This is a genomic window from Rossellomorea sp. H136, assembly GCF_056838065.1.
In genome coordinates, this window is sequence record NZ_CM166371.1 from 475,542 (window position 1) to 492,368 (window position 16,827).

14 protein-coding genes are annotated in these 16,827 nt (G+C 42.2%); 12 read left to right on the forward strand and 2 right to left on the reverse strand.

Features of this window, described 5'->3' with window-relative positions:
* Positions 1 to 54 precede the first annotated feature (54 nt).
* The 3 genes from ACYH0O_RS02450 (at position 55) to ACYH0O_RS02460 (ending at position 4,841) form a co-directional block, all read left to right on the forward strand.
* A complete protein-coding gene (locus ACYH0O_RS02450; RefSeq protein WP_482632484.1) occupies positions 55 to 1,428 on the forward strand; it encodes a sigma-54 interaction domain-containing protein in 1,374 nt (457 codons plus the stop codon).
* Positions 1,429 to 1,559: 131 nt separating this feature from the next.
* Positions 1,560 to 2,945 carry a YjiH family protein gene (locus tag ACYH0O_RS02455; RefSeq protein ID WP_482630984.1) on the forward strand — a complete coding sequence of 462 codons (1,386 nt, stop codon included), beginning with the start codon at positions 1,560 to 1,562 and terminating at the stop codon, positions 2,943 to 2,945.
* Between the two features lie 573 nt (positions 2,946 to 3,518).
* Positions 3,519 to 4,841, forward strand: coding sequence for an aspartate aminotransferase family protein (locus ACYH0O_RS02460; protein WP_482630985.1), 1,323 nt, complete (start codon positions 3,519 to 3,521; stop codon positions 4,839 to 4,841).
* Positions 4,842 to 4,901: 60 nt separating this feature from the next.
* Here ACYH0O_RS02460 and ACYH0O_RS02465 read toward each other — a convergent pair whose 3' ends face one another.
* Both ACYH0O_RS02465 and ACYH0O_RS02470 read right to left on the reverse strand, forming a co-directional pair.
* A complete protein-coding gene (locus ACYH0O_RS02465; RefSeq protein WP_482630986.1) occupies positions 4,902 to 6,311 on the reverse strand; it encodes a sodium:solute symporter family protein in 1,410 nt (469 codons plus the stop codon).
* A 553-nt stretch (positions 6,312 to 6,864) separates the two neighbouring features.
* Complete coding sequence (locus ACYH0O_RS02470; RefSeq protein WP_149154437.1) at positions 6,865 to 7,716, reverse strand: MurR/RpiR family transcriptional regulator; 852 nt, start codon at positions 7,714 to 7,716, stop codon at positions 6,865 to 6,867.
* 309 nt (positions 7,717 to 8,025) lie between these two features.
* Here ACYH0O_RS02470 and ACYH0O_RS02475 point away from each other — a divergent pair, with 309 nt between their 5' ends.
* The 9 genes from ACYH0O_RS02475 to ACYH0O_RS02515 all read left to right on the forward strand — a co-directional run bounded on the left by ACYH0O_RS02475 (position 8,026) and on the right by ACYH0O_RS02515 (position 16,821).
* Complete coding sequence (locus ACYH0O_RS02475; protein ID WP_482630987.1) at positions 8,026 to 9,369, forward strand: GntP family permease; 1,344 nt, start codon at positions 8,026 to 8,028, stop codon at positions 9,367 to 9,369.
* Between the two features lie 88 nt (positions 9,370 to 9,457).
* Complete coding sequence (gntK, locus tag ACYH0O_RS02480) at positions 9,458 to 10,969, forward strand: gluconokinase (RefSeq protein ID WP_482632485.1); 1,512 nt, start codon at positions 9,458 to 9,460, stop codon at positions 10,967 to 10,969.
* A gap of 141 nt (positions 10,970 to 11,110) precedes the next feature.
* Complete coding sequence (locus ACYH0O_RS02485; RefSeq protein ID WP_149154435.1) at positions 11,111 to 11,830, forward strand: YebC/PmpR family DNA-binding transcriptional regulator; 720 nt, start codon at positions 11,111 to 11,113, stop codon at positions 11,828 to 11,830.
* A gap of 227 nt (positions 11,831 to 12,057) precedes the next feature.
* Complete coding sequence (locus ACYH0O_RS02490) at positions 12,058 to 13,329, forward strand: ATP-grasp domain-containing protein (RefSeq protein ID WP_482630988.1); 1,272 nt, start codon at positions 12,058 to 12,060, stop codon at positions 13,327 to 13,329.
* 43 nt (positions 13,330 to 13,372) lie between these two features.
* Complete coding sequence (locus ACYH0O_RS02495; protein WP_482630989.1) at positions 13,373 to 15,337, forward strand: hypothetical protein; 1,965 nt, start codon at positions 13,373 to 13,375, stop codon at positions 15,335 to 15,337.
* A 110-nt stretch (positions 15,338 to 15,447) separates the two neighbouring features.
* Entirely contained in the window at positions 15,448 to 15,642 is a 195-nt protein-coding gene (locus tag ACYH0O_RS02500) for a hypothetical protein (protein ID WP_149154432.1), read from the forward strand.
* Between the two features lie 13 nt (positions 15,643 to 15,655).
* Complete coding sequence (locus tag ACYH0O_RS02505; RefSeq protein WP_426891163.1) at positions 15,656 to 15,817, forward strand: hypothetical protein; 162 nt, start codon at positions 15,656 to 15,658, stop codon at positions 15,815 to 15,817.
* On the forward strand, positions 15,792 to 16,010 hold the full coding sequence (locus tag ACYH0O_RS02510; RefSeq protein WP_482630990.1) for a hypothetical protein: 219 nt from the start codon (positions 15,792 to 15,794) through the stop codon (positions 16,008 to 16,010). The genes ACYH0O_RS02505 and ACYH0O_RS02510 overlap by 26 nt, the downstream gene beginning before the upstream one ends.
* Before the next feature lie 157 nt (positions 16,011 to 16,167).
* Positions 16,168 to 16,821 (forward strand): oxidoreductase, encoded by a 654-nt coding sequence (locus ACYH0O_RS02515; RefSeq protein ID WP_482630991.1) that lies wholly within the window; start codon positions 16,168 to 16,170, stop codon positions 16,819 to 16,821.
* The last annotated feature ends 6 nt before the right edge of the window (positions 16,822 to 16,827 follow it).

Genomic DNA, 16,827 nt, shown 5'->3' on the forward strand with positions numbered 1-16,827 from the left:
ATTATTCATTATTGAATAATTTCAAGACTTACAAAGGGGTTGCTGTCTTTGACTATAAAGAAAAAAAGTTGGAATGAAAATGAGGCGATTCTTCATTCGCTGCAAGATGATATTTTAGTAACCAATACAGATGGGATTATCTTGAAAGTGAGTGACGCAACCGGGGATATTTATAACGTGAACTCGGCAGACATGGTAGGGAAATCTGTATATGATCTGGAAAAAGAAGGGGTTTTTTCTCCGATATTAACTCCGATCGTTCTAAAAGAAAAGAAAAAAATAACGTTGGTCCAGACGAGTAAAGAAGGCAAGAAACTGCTCGTTACAGGGATTCCGGTATTCAATGAAACCGGTGAGCTAGTGAGAATCGTAAGCTATTCCCATGATGTAACGGAATTATTGAATTTGAAAAAGTATTTAACGGAAATGGAAGATGAGATGGAGAGGGTGAAAAGCGAGCTTGAAATCCTTAGGAGCCGTCATTACTATTCGGAAGGGATCATTGCCTCGAGTGATGAGATGAAAAAGGTGTTACAGATTGCCCTGCAAGTAGCAGAAGTCGATGTGAACGTCCTCCTGCTGGGGGAATCCGGTGTCGGTAAGTCCCATATAGCGAAATTCATACATAACAAAAGTCAACGAAAAGGCGGCCCGTTCATTGAGGTCAATTGTGGAGCGATACCAGACTCGTTATTTGAAGCAGAATTCTTTGGGTATGAACCCGGGTCTTTCACGGGAGCGGACCGCAAAGGGAAAGTAGGTTTAGCAGAACTCGCTGAAGGCGGCACCCTGTTTTTAGATGAAATAGGGGAACTATCTCTATCGAACCAGGTCAAAATTCTAAAGTTCATTCAGGAGAAACAATTTTATCGCGTAGGCGGTACGAAGCAAAAAAAGGTTGACTTCAGGGTACTGGCAGCTACGAATAAGGATTTAGAGGCGGCTGTTGAGGAGAAAGAATTCAGGAGGGATTTATTCTTCCGTTTGAATGTGGTTCCTATTACGATTCCTCCATTGAGAGAGAGAACATCAGACATTATTACGATGATCGATTACTTTGTAAATCATTTTTGTGAAAAATATCAGCGCCAAAGAGAGCTAGATGAAGGAGTTGTTCATCAGTTGTTGATTCAAGATTGGAAAGGGAATGTCAGAGAGCTAATGAATATAATTGAAAGGCTGATTGTGACATCTTCCAAGCCATTAATTGAAATGGAAAACCTGCCTGGTCCATACATAAAGCATAGTGCTGATATTTCAGGATTTGAGTACAATGGTCAATCATTAAAAGACATTCTTGAATCGGTCGAAGAACAAGTATTAAAGAATGCGAGGGAGAAGTATAGGACTACTACTCAAATGGCTCAAAACTTGGGAATCAGTCAACCTTCAATAGTCAGAAAACTTCAAAAATACAAAATAAAATAGTATATTGGCATGAAACTTGCAAGTAATAAGGTGAAAAGAACAGAAAGGTGAAGAAAGGGGATATTAATACGACGCATAAGTGATTCTCGAATGATTAGGGGTTATGGATAAATTTTAAAGGGGTGTTGACAATGGAAGTTGGAAAACAAAGTGTTAGTCAATTAGAAACCCGGTCAGGCAGAACGTCAAGAGAAGCAATGAAGTTTATCATTCCGTCCTTGTTAGGAGTACTGTTGTTCCTTGTTCCTGTTACATATGATGGGAACATGACAATCGGGGTCGGAATATTTGCTTCTTATTTTCAAGGGATGCTCGAAGGTGTACTGCCATTTTTCATGACAGTGGTTTTTGGTGTATCAGCTCTTATGGCTATTTATACGAAAATGTTTAAACCTCAGTGGATTGTAAACCACTCGTTCTTTAAAGGATTATTTGACGTAGGATTCTTTTGGATTGCTATTCGCGTCCTGGGTTCGATATTTGCGGTGATGACGGTAAATGGAATGGGTCCCGCGTGGATCATTTCTGACTTTACGGGAGGAACCGTATTGTATTCATTAGTTCCTGTCTTAACGACTTGGTTTTTATTTGCAGGCTTATTGATGCCCCTGCTTTTAGATTTTGGACTGATGGATTTCTTCGGTACCCTGCTGCAGAAAATCATGAAGCCTCTTTTCCAATTGCCGGGACGATCGTCCATCGATGCCCTTGCATCCTGGATGGGGAGTGGTACCGTCGGCGTACTGATTACAACGAAACAATTTGAAGAAGGCTACTACACAAAGCGGGAAGCAGCAGTCATTGCCACAAACTTTTCCGTTGCTTCAATCGCTTTCAGTCTTGTGATTGTCAGCTTCATCGGATTGGAATCAATGTTTGTTCAACTGTATGCGACAGTGGTTATTGCAGGGATAGCAGCTGCGGTCATATGCCCGCGTATTCCGCCCCTTTCCCGAAAGAAAGACACGTATTATGAGCCGGTTGGCATGCAAATCTCCGAAACCGTTCCTGAAAATGTATCCCGTCTTCAATGGGGCTTTGAAAAAGCGGTAGAAAAAGCATCAGAAGTGAAAAGTGTCGGAGAGGTAACGAAAAAAGGATTCCAGAACGTACTGGATATCTGGTTTGGCCTTATTCCTTTGGTGATGGCCCTTGGAACTATTGCTTTAATAGTAGCGGAATATACTCCTGTGTTTGACATATTGGCGTATCCGATTATTCCACTATTAGAGCTATTGCAAATTCCGCAGGCGGGAGATGCGGCTCCCGCCATGATCGTTGGTTTCGCAGACATGTTTTTACCTGCTGTAGTAGGGAGCGGAATTGAGAGTGAGTTAACAAGATTCGTCATTGCCGCCATGTCTTTGACTCAATTAATTTACATGTCTGAGATTGGTATTCTATTAATCAAATCCAAGATTCCGGTCAGCTTTTTAGATTTATTCATCATTTTTATCCAACGTACGATTATTACTTTACCTATCGTCGCTTTATTGGCTCATTTCTTCTTTATGTAAGGCTCATTTCGTTAAGTTTGTTGTTATTTTAGAGAAGAAAGTAATAGTTGATTTCCGCTACAGGATGCTCGCTTTCCGCGGGGCTGGCGGTGAGCCTCCTCGGCTTCGCCTGTGGGGTCTCACCTGTCCAGCTATTCCCGCAGGAGTCGAGCATCCTTCCGCTCCAATCAACTTTCTGAGCATGTATCCTTAATAGAAATCAATAATAACAAGAATTTTAGCAAACAAACTTATTCAAGGTGAGTAGAGATTGATTTCCCTTTTATAAAAGAAGAATTATTTTTTCTAGTTACATTGTTTTCTTGCACATCTTTAAAGCTCTGTCACAAAAATTCTATTTAAAGATGGTAAGGGGAACTGCGCAGACTTCGGTGGATTTTGGGCATGTCGAGACCACGTTCGGCTAAGCTGAGTAGGCTCATCCGAACGCTAGCTGCAAGCGGACCCGTTCTCCTCACCATCTAGCACATGCTAATTGACAGAGCCTTGCAGAGCTTATGTTAAAAAGCAACAATCCTTGAGAAAAGAACGTTATGTAAAAATTTGTCAGTCACATATATGGAGGTTACTAGAATGAAACAAACATTTGAACAGCTTATTCAAAATATGCCTAATCGTCTGGCACCCAGTATGGCAAAAGATCACCCGAACTTACCGGTAGTGAAAGAAGAGGGGTGCTATTACTACGGGTTGGACGGAAAGAAATATCTTGATTTCACCTCTGGAATTGCCGTAACGAATGTTGGACATCGTCATCCAAAAATTGTACAAGCGATTAAAGATGCAGCAGATGGGCTTATGCACGGTCCATCAGGTGTCATCATGTATGAATCGATCCTTCGATTGGCTGATGAACTGGCGGAGATTCTTCCAGGAGACTTAGATAGCTTTTTCTTTGCCAATAGTGGTACAGAAGCGATTGAGGGTGCAATCAAGCTGGCGAAATATGTAAAGAAGCGTCCATATGTTGTTTCCTTCACCGGCTGTTTTCACGGTCGTTCACTTGGTGCGTTAAGTGTCACGACTTCTAAGAGTAAGTATCGAAAGTTTATGCAGCCATCCGGCCTGACTTATCAGGTTCCATATGCGAATGAACGAGAGTGTCCAAAGGGACTTGATTCCGTTCATTATGTTGTTGAGAAGCTTGAAAAGGATTTCGAAACTCTCTTTAATCATCAGGTCACTCCTGAAGAGGTAGCGTGTGTCATATTAGAACCTGTCCTTGGTGAAGGTGGGTACATCGTTCCTCCGAAAGCTTGGCTCAAAAAAGTAAGGGAGATATGTGATCGTCACGATATTTTACTGATTTTCGATGAAGTCCAAACAGGTTTTGGACGTACGGGGAATTGGTTTGCAGCTCAAACCTTTGATGTAACACCGGATATTATGGCGATTGCAAAAGGGATTGCCTCGGGGCTTCCCCTGAGCGCGACTGTCGCATCGAATAAGCTCATGAAACAATGGCCTCTTGGGAGCCATGGGACGACGTTTGGTGGAAATCCGATTGCGTGTTCCGTTGGACTTGCTACATTAGAAGTCATGAAGGAAGAAAATCTTCTCGATAATACGAAAACAATGGGGGCTTATGCCATTTCCAGACTCGAGCTTTTGATGGAGAAACATAACGTGATCGGGAGCATTCGATCAGTCGGACTGATGATTGGCATTGAAATCGTTCATCCTCAAACAGGAAAACCAAATCAGGAAGGCTTAATGGATATTCTGGATCGTGCTTTGGAAAAAGGCGTATTATTCTATCTATGCGGAAATCATAGTGAAGTGATCAGGATGATTCCACCGCTTACTGTGACAAAGGAACAAATAGATACTGGACTTCGCATGCTGGATGAAGCATTGAGTGAGTATGAGGCTACATTGATGAGTCATTTCGATTAAACTTAAAGGCCGGATTCAAGGTACATAACTGTACCTGAATCCGGCCTTTTTACCATGACATTATGCAGTTTGTTGTAATTGAGCATCATTCTTGTTAGATGTCATAAGAGTCACGACGATCAACACAATAATGGCTAACGGAACCGCAATGACGACACTGTTTAGATCAAATGGTTTCTGAAGGACGATCTCCCAAACCAATGTGGAAACTACCCCTGCAATCATGGAAGAAACGCCTCCGGCTGCATTCACCCGTTTCCAGAAGAATACGGCTAAAACGGCCGGAGTGATGCCTGCACCATAAACAGTGTAAGCATACATTTGAACATCCAGTACACTTGGGAAGTAATTAATGATAATGAATGCTAATGCACCAAGTACAACAATGAACATCTTGGTGATTTTCAACTGTTTATCATCAGAAGCATTTGGATTGATATATTTTCCGTAAATATCATATGTCAGATTCGTTGCAGCAGACAATAAATACGAATTTCCTGTTGTAATGATAAAGGAAGCCGCTGCTGCCAAAAGGATTCCCCCGATTCCAATCGGCATCGCAATCGTCGTGGCCATTAGCGCCATTCCTGGATCGATATCCGGGAATAGAGAACGGGATGCAAAGGCGATTAAGGAGATGGCAGGAGAAATGATGATCATGGCTATAAGCCATCCAATCTGTCCTTTTCTTGATGAAGAATCTCCTTTAGATGAAGCCAGCCGCTGGTACATGTTTTGGTCACCCAGTAACAAAAATAGAGAAGGCAATAAATAACCGATCAATTGAATGATAGATAAGTTGCCCGTGGCTGACATATGGGATGCAGGGACATTTTTAACAATTTCATCCCATCCCCCAGCGATGAAGAAAATAGTGGGAACGGTAATGATTAAACCACCGACCATGAGAAAACCACTTAGTGCATCTGTTTGAGATACAGAACGCAAGCCACCGATCATCGCTAGAAAAACAATCAAGGCAGCTCCAATGGTCGTACCAAGACCAACTGACATGCCTGTTGTTAAATTAAGAATAAAACCGAAACCTTTCATCTGATAAGAAACAATTCCTACATACGCTAAGATAATAATGACACTCGAAAGATTTCGTGCAGTGGAACCATATTTTTCTTCCAGGATTGCCGAAACCGTATATTTACTGAATGCACGAATTTTTGGTGCGACGAGGTAAAGGATACCGATTCCCACAAGGGTCGGAATCATGAGCATTAAGGAAGGAATAATTCCAAAGCTGTATGCTACAGATGTTTCTCCTCCGGAAATACTTCCGCTTCCAGTCCATGTTGCAAGCAGTGTACCCATTAATACAAATGGACCAAGACTTTTTCCAGCGAGAATAAAATCATTGCTGTTGGATACTTTCTTAGACATATACGTTCCAATCCCAATCATGAGTACCGCATATATCCCAATAAACCATAATAAATGAGGATTTTGTTGTAATTCCATAAAACGATCATCTCCTGAACAGTATTTGTTCACGCGAGAGAACGTTGATTCATTTCTTAATCACAATTTTGATCACCGGTGAAAAGTTAAACACATTTTTAGCCTGAAAAGAAGGTAGAAAGGTTCTACCTGCCAATTAAAAATCTAAAGCTACCCGAAAAAAGTTTAGAGGTTGTAAGAGGCTTTGAAAATGTCTTTCGTTGTGATGTTTTTTATGAATGCTTGTCTCACGTAAAAACATTTCTTATTAACCTTAGCATAAATTCATTTCGATAAAAAATGGTTGAAAAGCTTGATTTGACAAGATTTTCAGTTGTCAATCACAAGATGGGGAAAAATGGGATTGGAGCTAAGCCTATACGGGTCAATTGGTGCAGGAATAGAAGGAATTATTTGAAATTTAAAATAAATCAAGGCGTGGAAAAACAACAAAATCAATCTTTATACCTATTTTCAAGCGTGGCTAAATAGGTATAAATGCTTATATCATCAGGTTGAGTTATAGTAAATGATGGTATTAAAAAGGTCGATCAGTTTTCACTGATCGACCTTTTTACAGCCTTTTTACAGAAATGGCTTTGCGCATTTTTCTCAGTGCATCCTGACCTTCCATTTCTCTCTGCATCATCAGATTGACATAGAGAGCATCAATTAATGTTAATTGAGCAATACGGGAAGATAGTGCTTCTGAACGATAGTCGGTTTCCTCTGACACGGTGAAGAGGGACGTATCGACCCCCTGGCTTAATGGAGATTTTGCAAAATTGGTGATGCAGATTGTCTTTGCACCGGTTTCTTTGACAATGTCAAGAACTTGGAGAATATCTTTTGTTGAACCGGAATGGGAAATGAATACAGCACAATCTTCACTCGTCATTTGGGAAGCGGTCATAAGCTGAATATGGCTGTCACTTGCAGCATGAACACGTATGCCGGTCCGAATGAATTTATGATAGGCGTCAAGGGCGATGACGCCTGATCCGCCACTGCCGAAAAATTCGATTGATCGGGCATTTGTCATTATTTCCACAGCTTTTGTAAACTTTTTCTCATCGACTACCATCAATGTGTCTTCAATGGTTTTGATATTTGATCGGAATACTTTTGTGGCAATGGTTTGAGTTGAGTCCCCTTCATCAACCCGCTCGTGTATGTCCTTAAGCCCCGTCACGATTTCTGAGGCAAGGGCAATTTTCATCGCTTGATAACCTTTAAAGCCGATTCGCTTACAAAAACGGAAGACAGTGGAATCCGCGACTCCTAAATCTTCTGCCAAACCATTAATCGTCGAATGGATGATCTCAGTTGGATTTTCAAGTATATAGTCGGCAATTTTTTTCTCGGTCACGCTAAATTGAGGATAGTGTGAACGTATACTCGCTAAACAATGCTGATGTTGACTCATAGACATCACTCCTGTAAGGGTTTTCATAATTTTATTATACAAGAATACTAGAAAAATAAAAAATAATTTCTGTAAACGGTTGCAAAAAGAAAAATATTTTTTATAATAGAGATATACAGAAAATAATTTTCCTGGTTATCTTAAACTTCGAAATGAACTTTCTTTAAGCCATTTCTGTTAAGTAGATCAGAGAGTAGAAGTTACATAGAGGAAATTGTAAACGTTTTACTTTCCCGGGTAGTCAGGATCAATCGTTATAAAAAAATCTGGCAGCCAAGCTGCCGTCATGAATGAAAGGTAGGGATAGAGATGTCTGATCAAATGCTTATTTTAGTTGCATTAGCCGGAATTTTTCTTCTATTATTTTTAGTTATCAAAACGAAGCTTCATGCTTTCGTTGCCCTATTATTAGTAAGTTTAATTGTAGGGATCGCCGCAGGGATGCCTCTTCAGGAAGTTGTAGCTTCGATACAAAGCGGAATGGGCGGGACCCTCGGATTTGTCGCTGTCGTTGTTGGTTTAGGTGCAATGTTCGGTCGTATGCTTGAAGTTTCAGGGGGAGCGGAACGTTTGGCTCAAACCCTGATTAATAAATTTGGTGAAGATAAAGCCCAGTGGTCGTTAGGTATTACAGGTTTCTTAGTAGCCATACCGGTATTCTTCGATGTCGGATTCATCATTCTTGTACCGATCGTATATGGTTTGGCAAAGAAAACTGGAAAGTCGCTATTATACTATGGGATTCCTTTACTTGCAGGACTTGCTGTAACACACAGCTTCATTCCGCCAACACCAGGACCGATTGCTGTAGCTGATTTAATTGGTGCTGACCTTGGCTGGGTTATTTTATTCGGTACACTTGCCGGTATTCCATCCATGATTATCGCTGGTCCACTTTTTGCAAAATACATTTCGAAACGGATCCATGCAGTGGTTCCGGATTATATGCAAGTGGAAGAGATCGAGTACGATAAAGAGCTTCCGAGCTTTGCAATGATTGCGTCACTTATCTCGATTCCTTTAGTGTTGATCTTATTGAATACGCTATCGGGTGTTCTATTAGATGAAGGTAATACAATTCGTTCAATCTTAACGTTCCTTGGTCATCCGTTCGTAGCGTTAACGATTGCGACTTTATTGACGTTTACATTATTAGGAACGAGACGTGGGTATTCCCGTCAGGAAGTTCAGGATATTGCGACAAAAGCACTTGAGCCGGCTGGAATCATCATTCTTGTTACAGGTGCCGGTGGAGTGTTCAAGCAAGTTCTGATCGACTCAGGTGTCGGTGAAGTACTTGGTGAAATGATGGCAGGTTCAAGCTTGCCTCCGATTGCCCTTGCTTTCTTAATCGCAATGGTGGTACGGGTTGCACAAGGTTCAGCCACTGTCTCCATGGTCACGGCAGCGGGATTAATGAGTCCATTAATTTCCACTCTTGGCTTAGAAGGGCCGGTCCTTGGCTTAATGGTCATTTCCATCGCTGCAGGAGCAACCGTATTCTCTCATGTAAATGATAGCGGATTCTGGTTAGTGAACCGTTATTTTGGATTAGATGTGAAAGATACGTTAAAATCATGGACGATGATGGAAACGCTCATCGGATTTGTAGGGTTTGCCGTAGTATTCATTATAGGGATTTTCATTGGTTAAAATAGGATAGAATATAGTGGAAGAGGGAAGAGCCATGTCGCTTCTTCCTTTTCTCTATTATTTAGGAGGAACGAAGATGTCAGAATTCATGATTGGTGTCGATATCGGGACAACCAGTACAAAAGCAGTACTTTTTAATGAAAAGGGAGAAGCGATCGATCGTCATGGGGTCGAATATCCATTACATACACCAGCACCGGGAACCGCTGAACAGGATCCCGAAGAAATCTTCCGTGCCGTCATCAGTTGTATAAAGGAAGTGACCTCAAAAACAAGTGAGAAAATCTCGTTTGTGTCGTTCAGCTCTGCTATGCACAGCTTGATCCTGGTAGATGAGAATGACCAGCCACTGACTCCTTCCATTACTTGGGCTGATAACCGAAGTGCCGAATGGGCGGATAAGATAAAAAAAGAAATGAATGGTTTAGAGATTTATCGGAGAACAGGGACTCCCATACACCCGATGTCCCCTCTTGTAAAGCTTGCCTGGCTGCAGCATGAAGAACCGGAATTGTTTTCCAATGCAGCTAAGTTCATATCCATTAAAGAATTTGTGTTCCATCGCTTTTTCGGAAAATATGTCGTAGATTACTCAATCGCTTCTGCAACAGGAATGTTTCACCTGGAAAATCTGGCTTGGGATGAAGAAGCGTTGAAGGTGGCAGGTGTTACAAAAAATCAACTTTCAATTCCTGTCTCAACGACAGAGAGCTTAGTTGGATTGAAACCCGAGTATACGGACATGATGGGCTTATCAGCCGACACACCGTTTGTCGTCGGAGCAAGTGACGGAGTCCTATCGAATCTTGGCGTCAATGCCATCGAACCGGGTGTTGTAGCCGTTACGATCGGAACGAGTGGTGCGATCCGTGCTGTAACGGACCGTCCCGTAACGGATCCGAAAGGACGTATTTTCTGTTATGCCTTGACGGATAATCATTGGGTGATTGGCGGCCCTGTCAATAACGGTGGCATGATCTTCCGTTGGGTGCGGGACGAACTGGCTTCTGCAGAGGTTGAAGTGGCGAGCCGGTTAGGAAAAGATCCTTACGAAGTTCTTACGGATATTGCATCTAAAGTAGAACCGGGCTCGGAAGGGTTGCTCTTCCATCCATATATGGCCGGGGAGCGGGCCCCTCTTTGGAACGCAAAAGCACGTGGTTCATTCTTTGGACTCGGTATGCATCACAAAAAGGAGCATATGATCCGTGCAGTGTTAGAAGGAATTGTCATGAATTTATACAGCGTTCTTCTGGCACTGGAAGAATTAATCGGAACACCGAAAAGGGTCCAGGCAACGGGTGGGTTTGCCCGCTCGAAAATTTGGCGTCAAATGCTCGCTGATGTATTTGATCAGGAAGTGGAAGTGCCGGAAAGCTTCGAAAGCTCATGTCTTGGAGCGGTTGTACTTGGAATGTATGGCAGCGGGATGATCGACTCACTGGAAGAAGTGAGTGAAATGGTCGGTTCAGTACATTCCCATCAGCCTGATCCGAAAGCAACGGAGGCTTATACGAAAATCATGCCAATCTTTATTCGCGTTCCACGTTTGTTGGAAGAAGAATATGAAGCGATAAGTGCATATCAGGAAGGGAGCTGACTCATCTGAGTCGGCTTTTTTTCAGGCAGTGGTAGGAAGAATCACTTCAACAAAAATAGTTGTTTTCATGTATAATAGAAACGAAAATACCTTTTAAGATTGAAAGTATCTATAGATAAATGTGAAAGAGAGTGAATCAATATGGGACGTAAATGGAATAACATTAAAGAAAAGAAAGCGTCTAAGGATGCGAATACTAGTCGTATTTATGCGAAGTTCGGTCGTGAGATCTATGTTGCCGCAAAGCAAGGCGAGCCGGATCCAGAACTGAACCAAACACTGAAATTTGTTCTTGAGCGTGCGAAAACATACAGTGTACCGAAACATATCGTCGACCGTGCCATTGAAAAAGCAAAGGGTGGTTCAGAAGAAAACTATGATGAACTTCGCTATGAAGGCTTTGGACCAAATGGCTCCATGGTCATTGTTGATGCCCTGACGAATAACGTAAACCGTACAGCTTCAGAAGTACGTGCTGCTTTCGGTAAAAACGGCGGTAACATGGGTGTGAGCGGATCGGTTGCCTACATGTTCGACGCAACAGCCGTAATCGGTATTGAAGGGAAATCAGAAGAAGAAGTAATGGAGATCCTGATGGAAGCTGATGTGGACGCACGTGATATTATCGAAGAAGATGAATCTGTGATCGTTTACGCTGAACCAGATCAATTCCATGCTGTTCAAGAAGCGTTTAAAGGTGCCGGTATCACTGAGTTTACAGTAGCGGAACTGACAATGCTTGCGCAGAATGATGTCGAACTTCCAGAAGACGGTCAAGCTCAATTCGAAAAAATGATTGATGCAATTGAAGATTTGGAAGATGTTCAGCAGGTATATCATAATGTTGATTTAGGTGAATAATAGAATGAAGGACCTCTGATGCTGGGCGCATTAGGGGTTTTTTTGTTGGGAGAAAGAATGGATCTTTATGATAGAGTTGGTTGCTGAGAACCTATCTCTGATTATGTCACTTTATCACTTTATTTGTCGAATAGATTGAAAATTCAGTAAAAAACTTCATTCTCCATATCTGCTTTGTTATGCTAAAGAGGAATCTGAATAAATACGTGACAAGGGGAGAGGAAAATATGGGACTAGATCAACTTGAATTACAGCAAGCAGAACAGAACGTGGATCGAAAGGAAAAAACCAAACCCTATCTAACGGCATTGATCGGTTGGAGTCTGCCGGCAATCGAAGCGTGTACGAAGCTTAATAGGCCTTTTGTCGTTGTTGGCCCGCCTGATTTTGAGGCATATGCAGAAAAACATGATATTGCCTTTATCGGCTGGGACTTCGATCGATTGAATGAAGGTTCAGATCATCTTTATAAGCAGCTGAAGGCAATGGGTGCAGAAGTAGCTGTTCCTTTGTATGAAGAGTGTGTGGAGTGGTCCGGGGCATTAAACTCCCGTTTCCGTAACGAACCACGCGTCTTCAATCGTTCTCTTCTATTAAGAGATAAAGGGATGATGAAGCGTAAAGCGCAAATTGCCGGAATCAAAGTAGGTGTATTTGAAGAAGCACGGGATAAGGAAGATGTAAGACGGTTCTTGAAACGTGTGAATGAAGCCCTTCTGAAAGTCGAAGGAGATAAGAACGATCCCATTCACGTAAAACCTCTTGATAAAGCAGGTTCTGTAGGACACCGTGCCATTGAGAATCCGGAAGATATCGATGCTCTCACTGAGTCGGAGTTTCCCCTTCTGATGGAAAGTCATTTAGACGGACAGGAATTCTCGTGTGAAGCGTTTATTCATAATGGAAAGATCCAATTTTTAAATATTACGGAGTATGTGCGATTAGGCTACTCTAATTTCGTACCAGCATCTCCTACCCTTGAAGAAAAGCGTCCGATCATCCGTGAGGCGATTCAACAGCTCATTGATGCGTTTGAGATTGAATACGGTGTTATTCATCCTGAATATTTCATTACATCCGATGGTACGCTTCATTTCGGTGAAGTCGCAGCCAGAGTCCCCGGTGGGCATATCTTTGATCTGATTGAGCGGGCTTATGGATTTAATGCATATCAAGCCCAAATCCTTTGTAGTGATCCCAATACAACTGAAGAAGAGCTTAGAGAGTTTTTCCCTTCTACAGGTGAAAAGGCAAAAGCCCATGCAGGTTGTTTAATGGTCCATCCTCATGTTAATTATGTGGAGAAGCTGGAGGTACCCGATGAACTGGAGAACCATGCCTATTTTGAAAAACATGATATGTTCAGTCCAGCTCAAGGGAAAGTAGCTCAGCGAATAGGCTTCGGTAATCATTACGGAACGATTTTCTTCTACGGGGAAGACAGTGAAATCATGAGAGATCTATTAAAGGAATACGAACAGTTTAACTTCTATATCTAATTCTCTCATTCACTGGTATTTTGATCGATAAAGGAGTTTTGAAATGGCATTTGAATTAACGTCTAAGCTGGAAGATCGATTTCTGCAAGCCCTTAATGAACTGGAGAGAGCAGCTTCATTTGCAAAATCAATGTATCAAACTGACGTCTATCAGGAAGCTCAAAGATTGTTGGATACGGATGAAGGGTTGGAGATTCTATATCGAAGCGCAAGTCGCTTTGAAAAAGCCGGGGTCTTCCAGGACGGTCCCTGGGAAAAGGCGTCCAAGCTTCAACCGCCTCTTGTGGCCGGGTCGCTTCAAGCGAAGGGGCTTCCTTCGATCATTGAAATTCTTAGTGAGTTAAGAATGCTATCCATTGCAGAAGGTCAATATGAACATCCTGATGTTTCGACTGAAATGGCAGAGGATTTTCTCAATGAAGTAATGGTTCTGAATCTGAACCTACTTTTCCCTGAAGTAACAGAAGCAGCACGGATTGAAGGTGGAGAGCAGAGTGAAAGAGCAACGGAGTTATTTCGATTTCTATCTGATAAGCTTTCCTATCAAGCGCTTACAACTACACTGATTAAAGAAATCGAACGTTTGACTGCGCAGCGCCCGATCATGGTGAAACGGACCGTGTCAATGATTGAAACGGCCAAAAAAATGCTTCATTCAGATTTAAGCGTAGCGGAACGCCTTGTTCTAGAAAAGTATGTGTCTGCTATTGAAGGTCCGTCCCTCTTAAGCAAAAGTATTTCCCAGCCGGGTGAATACCGTAAGAAGCTTATGAACTTGTCTAAGGAAGAACTGGAGAAGGAAGCTGTTGCCTTTGCCAGGTCCATGCGTGAAACGGGGCTTGTTGCTCCTCAGCATGCGATTTTACTAAGGTTCCTAAGCAGAAAAGTTCAAGACCTAGTACCTGCAGCCTTGCACTTAAATGACAAAGGAAAAGCAAACTTAGATGAACATAAGGAACTCGTCTTTCAGCTCATTAAAGTGGCAATCTTTCCAGCTACTAAGCAATCGGTTTTCGGACTCGCTCTTATGCTTGAACGGGGTGTATTATCATCATCTCCTGTATCACCGGGATTGAAAAGGCTGATTGAGCTTGATATTCGACCGGAAGTACGGAAGACGCTCCTTAATTCGTGTAAAGCAGGAGACGGAATAACAGCAAATTCTGTTCTTCTGGCCGGTGTCATCAATGTCCTCGGACAACCGATCGGGATTGGACAAGGCCTAAATCCGACTTGTCAAACAGCGCGGGGTATCAGCCTTTGGGCACAGCATGCTCCAGGATACTTACTTGAACTGATTCCACGGGCGGCAAGGGATGGAGATATCGATATTATGTTTGAAGGAACACCGGTCCATTCGAAAGAATTAAGTGGCGGGCTGGCACCTGAGCTTCATCAAGAGCTTGACCCTGTTTCACTTGTCCTTGTCCCTCATCTTGACCGTATTTATAGTGAGATGATGAGACGTGTATCTCTTAGAGGGGAAGATGGACACCGCTGGGTGAATCCGGAATTTTATGGAGATTGGGTTCAAAAAGGGTTTAGCACAGTCATTGAATCACTAACAGGCCTCATTTCAGACTATCCTGGGTTCGTTCGCCTGTTCTACGCTACTCATCATCCGGAATACAATGATGACTACGGGTTGATCTATCCGAATCCGGTCGGGATCTTCATCACAAATGTTCATGGAAAGCTTCTTGGATTCCATGCCGTTTCGATTTTGAGAATCACCCAGGATCCTAAGGACGAATACCGGATCTATTTCTATAATCCGAATAACGATGGCTCTCAGAACTGGGGGCAGGGCATCGAACCTTCCGTCATGGAAAACGGGGAACTGGAAGGAGAATGTTCTCTACCGTTTCACGAGTTTGTTTCCCGCCTATACGCCTTCCACTACAATCCTTATGAACAGGGAGATGCTTTTGCTGTGGAAAATGAAATTGTCGATGAAATCAAAGATCTTGCCCGGGATAGCTGGGGAAGGGATTATACGTGGGTTTGAAGATGAATGGTGGCGTTAAGCAGCTTAAGTTGCTTAACGCTTTTTTGAGCTGAATGAAGTTTGGATGATTCTTTTATGAGTAGCCATACTAAATAATGGAGGTGGAATAGATGAGAGATCATAAGAAACCTGAAGAGTTCCGGATGGACACGCCGTTAAATCCAGAATTCACAATGAATAACCAGCTTCGTAACCCCAGTCAAGTGTATGTTCCGGGAGAGTCAGTAGAGGAACATCATGCAATTGAGGAAGGGAACGGGTTCATTGCAGAAAAAGAAATCGGACAAGCAAATGAAAATAGTTAAGAGGTGAAGAAAGATGATGAATAAAGAGTTTCCGGTGGCAAACCTATCAGAAGGTACGTTGAATCAAGTGCAGAATATGGAGAGTGAACTTCGTCAGCAAACGAACGAAGATATTATTCTAATCGCTTATAAGAATGGTGGTGGAATGATTGAAGAGGGAAGACAAAGTGAATAAAGGAAATAAAGACATGCCCGATTTCAAACAGTTAAACGACCGTGTTATAGCAGAAGAACCAAAAGGACCGTTTCTCGCAATCAAAACCAATATGGATACGGCAGGTGTCAAGGATAATCCGTATACGTCTGAAAATGCAGATCCAGAACAAGATGAAAAATTACAGCAATTTTTTGAAGATGAAGATTTGTAAGTGACATGAGAATAAAGGTTTATAATCTTTTGTTTCATAATACAAAAAAAGTGTCAGTCATATGATTGGCACCTTTTTTATGTATGTATTTTTTAAATAGATAAAAAAGCCTTATACTAAGTATAAGACATAGTTACTTGGAAGGGAGGAATGAAAAATGTCGAGAGTAGCGTTGGTAGCAGGATCTACTGGATTGGTTGGTTCCCATTTGATTGAAATACTACTTAAGAGTCCTGAGTATACAAAAGTAATTTCATTTGTGAGGAGAAGTATTGGAATGAAGCATGAAAAGTTGGATGAACGAATCATCCCATTCGATCAGATGAAACTCCTGCCCCACGAGGAAATCGATGATGTATTTTGCTGTCTTGGAACGACCATCAAGAAAGCGCAGTCAAAGGAAGCCTTTAGAAAGGTAGATTATGAGTACCCCGTTCAACTGGGTAGGCTCGGTAAAGACCATGGAGCCAAACAATATATGGTCATATCAGCTATTGGGGCGAGCTCGGGTTCACCGTTCTTTTATAGTAAGGTGAAAGGGGAGCTCGAGGAAGACTTAATAGCGCTGTATTATCCGGCACTGCACATTTTCAGGCCATCCCTTCTTTTAGGGGAGAGAGGTGAATTCCGCCTGGGGGAAAAAGCGGGAGAAATCTTCTCCAGAGCCATCCGCCCGGTAATGGTAGGTAAGTTGAAAAAATACAGAAGCATCTCAGGGCGACAGGTGGCTTATGGAATGTACCGTGCCGCTAATGGCTCTGGCAGTGAAAAAGTAACCATCCATGAATCCGATCAAATTCAACAGCTTTAAAAAAGG

Excerpts from the sequence above, each read along its gene's own strand:
- ACYH0O_RS02490 (WP_482630988.1), top strand. The coding sequence starts at position 12,058 with ATGGGACTAGATCAACTTGAATTACAGCAAGCAGAACAGAACGTGGAT.
- ACYH0O_RS02495 (WP_482630989.1), top strand. The coding sequence starts at position 13,373 with ATGGCATTTGAATTAACGTCTAAGCTGGAAGATCGATTTCTGCAAGCC.
- ACYH0O_RS02515 (WP_482630991.1), top strand. The coding sequence starts at position 16,168 with ATGTCGAGAGTAGCGTTGGTAGCAGGATCTACTGGATTGGTTGGTTCC.
- gntK (WP_482632485.1), top strand. The coding sequence starts at position 9,458 with ATGATTGGTGTCGATATCGGGACAACCAGTACAAAAGCAGTACTTTTT.
- ACYH0O_RS02475 (WP_482630987.1), top strand. The coding sequence starts at position 8,026 with ATGTCTGATCAAATGCTTATTTTAGTTGCATTAGCCGGAATTTTTCTT.
- ACYH0O_RS02465 (WP_482630986.1), bottom strand. The coding sequence starts at position 6,311 with ATGGAATTACAACAAAATCCTCATTTATTATGGTTTATTGGGATATAT.
- ACYH0O_RS02485 (WP_149154435.1), top strand. The coding sequence starts at position 11,111 with ATGGGACGTAAATGGAATAACATTAAAGAAAAGAAAGCGTCTAAGGAT.
- ACYH0O_RS02460 (WP_482630985.1), top strand. The coding sequence starts at position 3,519 with ATGAAACAAACATTTGAACAGCTTATTCAAAATATGCCTAATCGTCTG.
- ACYH0O_RS02455 (WP_482630984.1), top strand. The coding sequence starts at position 1,560 with ATGGAAGTTGGAAAACAAAGTGTTAGTCAATTAGAAACCCGGTCAGGC.
- ACYH0O_RS02500 (WP_149154432.1), top strand. The coding sequence starts at position 15,448 with ATGAGAGATCATAAGAAACCTGAAGAGTTCCGGATGGACACGCCGTTA.
- ACYH0O_RS02470 (WP_149154437.1), bottom strand. The coding sequence starts at position 7,716 with ATGAGTCAACATCAGCATTGTTTAGCGAGTATACGTTCACACTATCCT.
- ACYH0O_RS02505 (WP_426891163.1), top strand. The coding sequence starts at position 15,656 with ATGATGAATAAAGAGTTTCCGGTGGCAAACCTATCAGAAGGTACGTTG.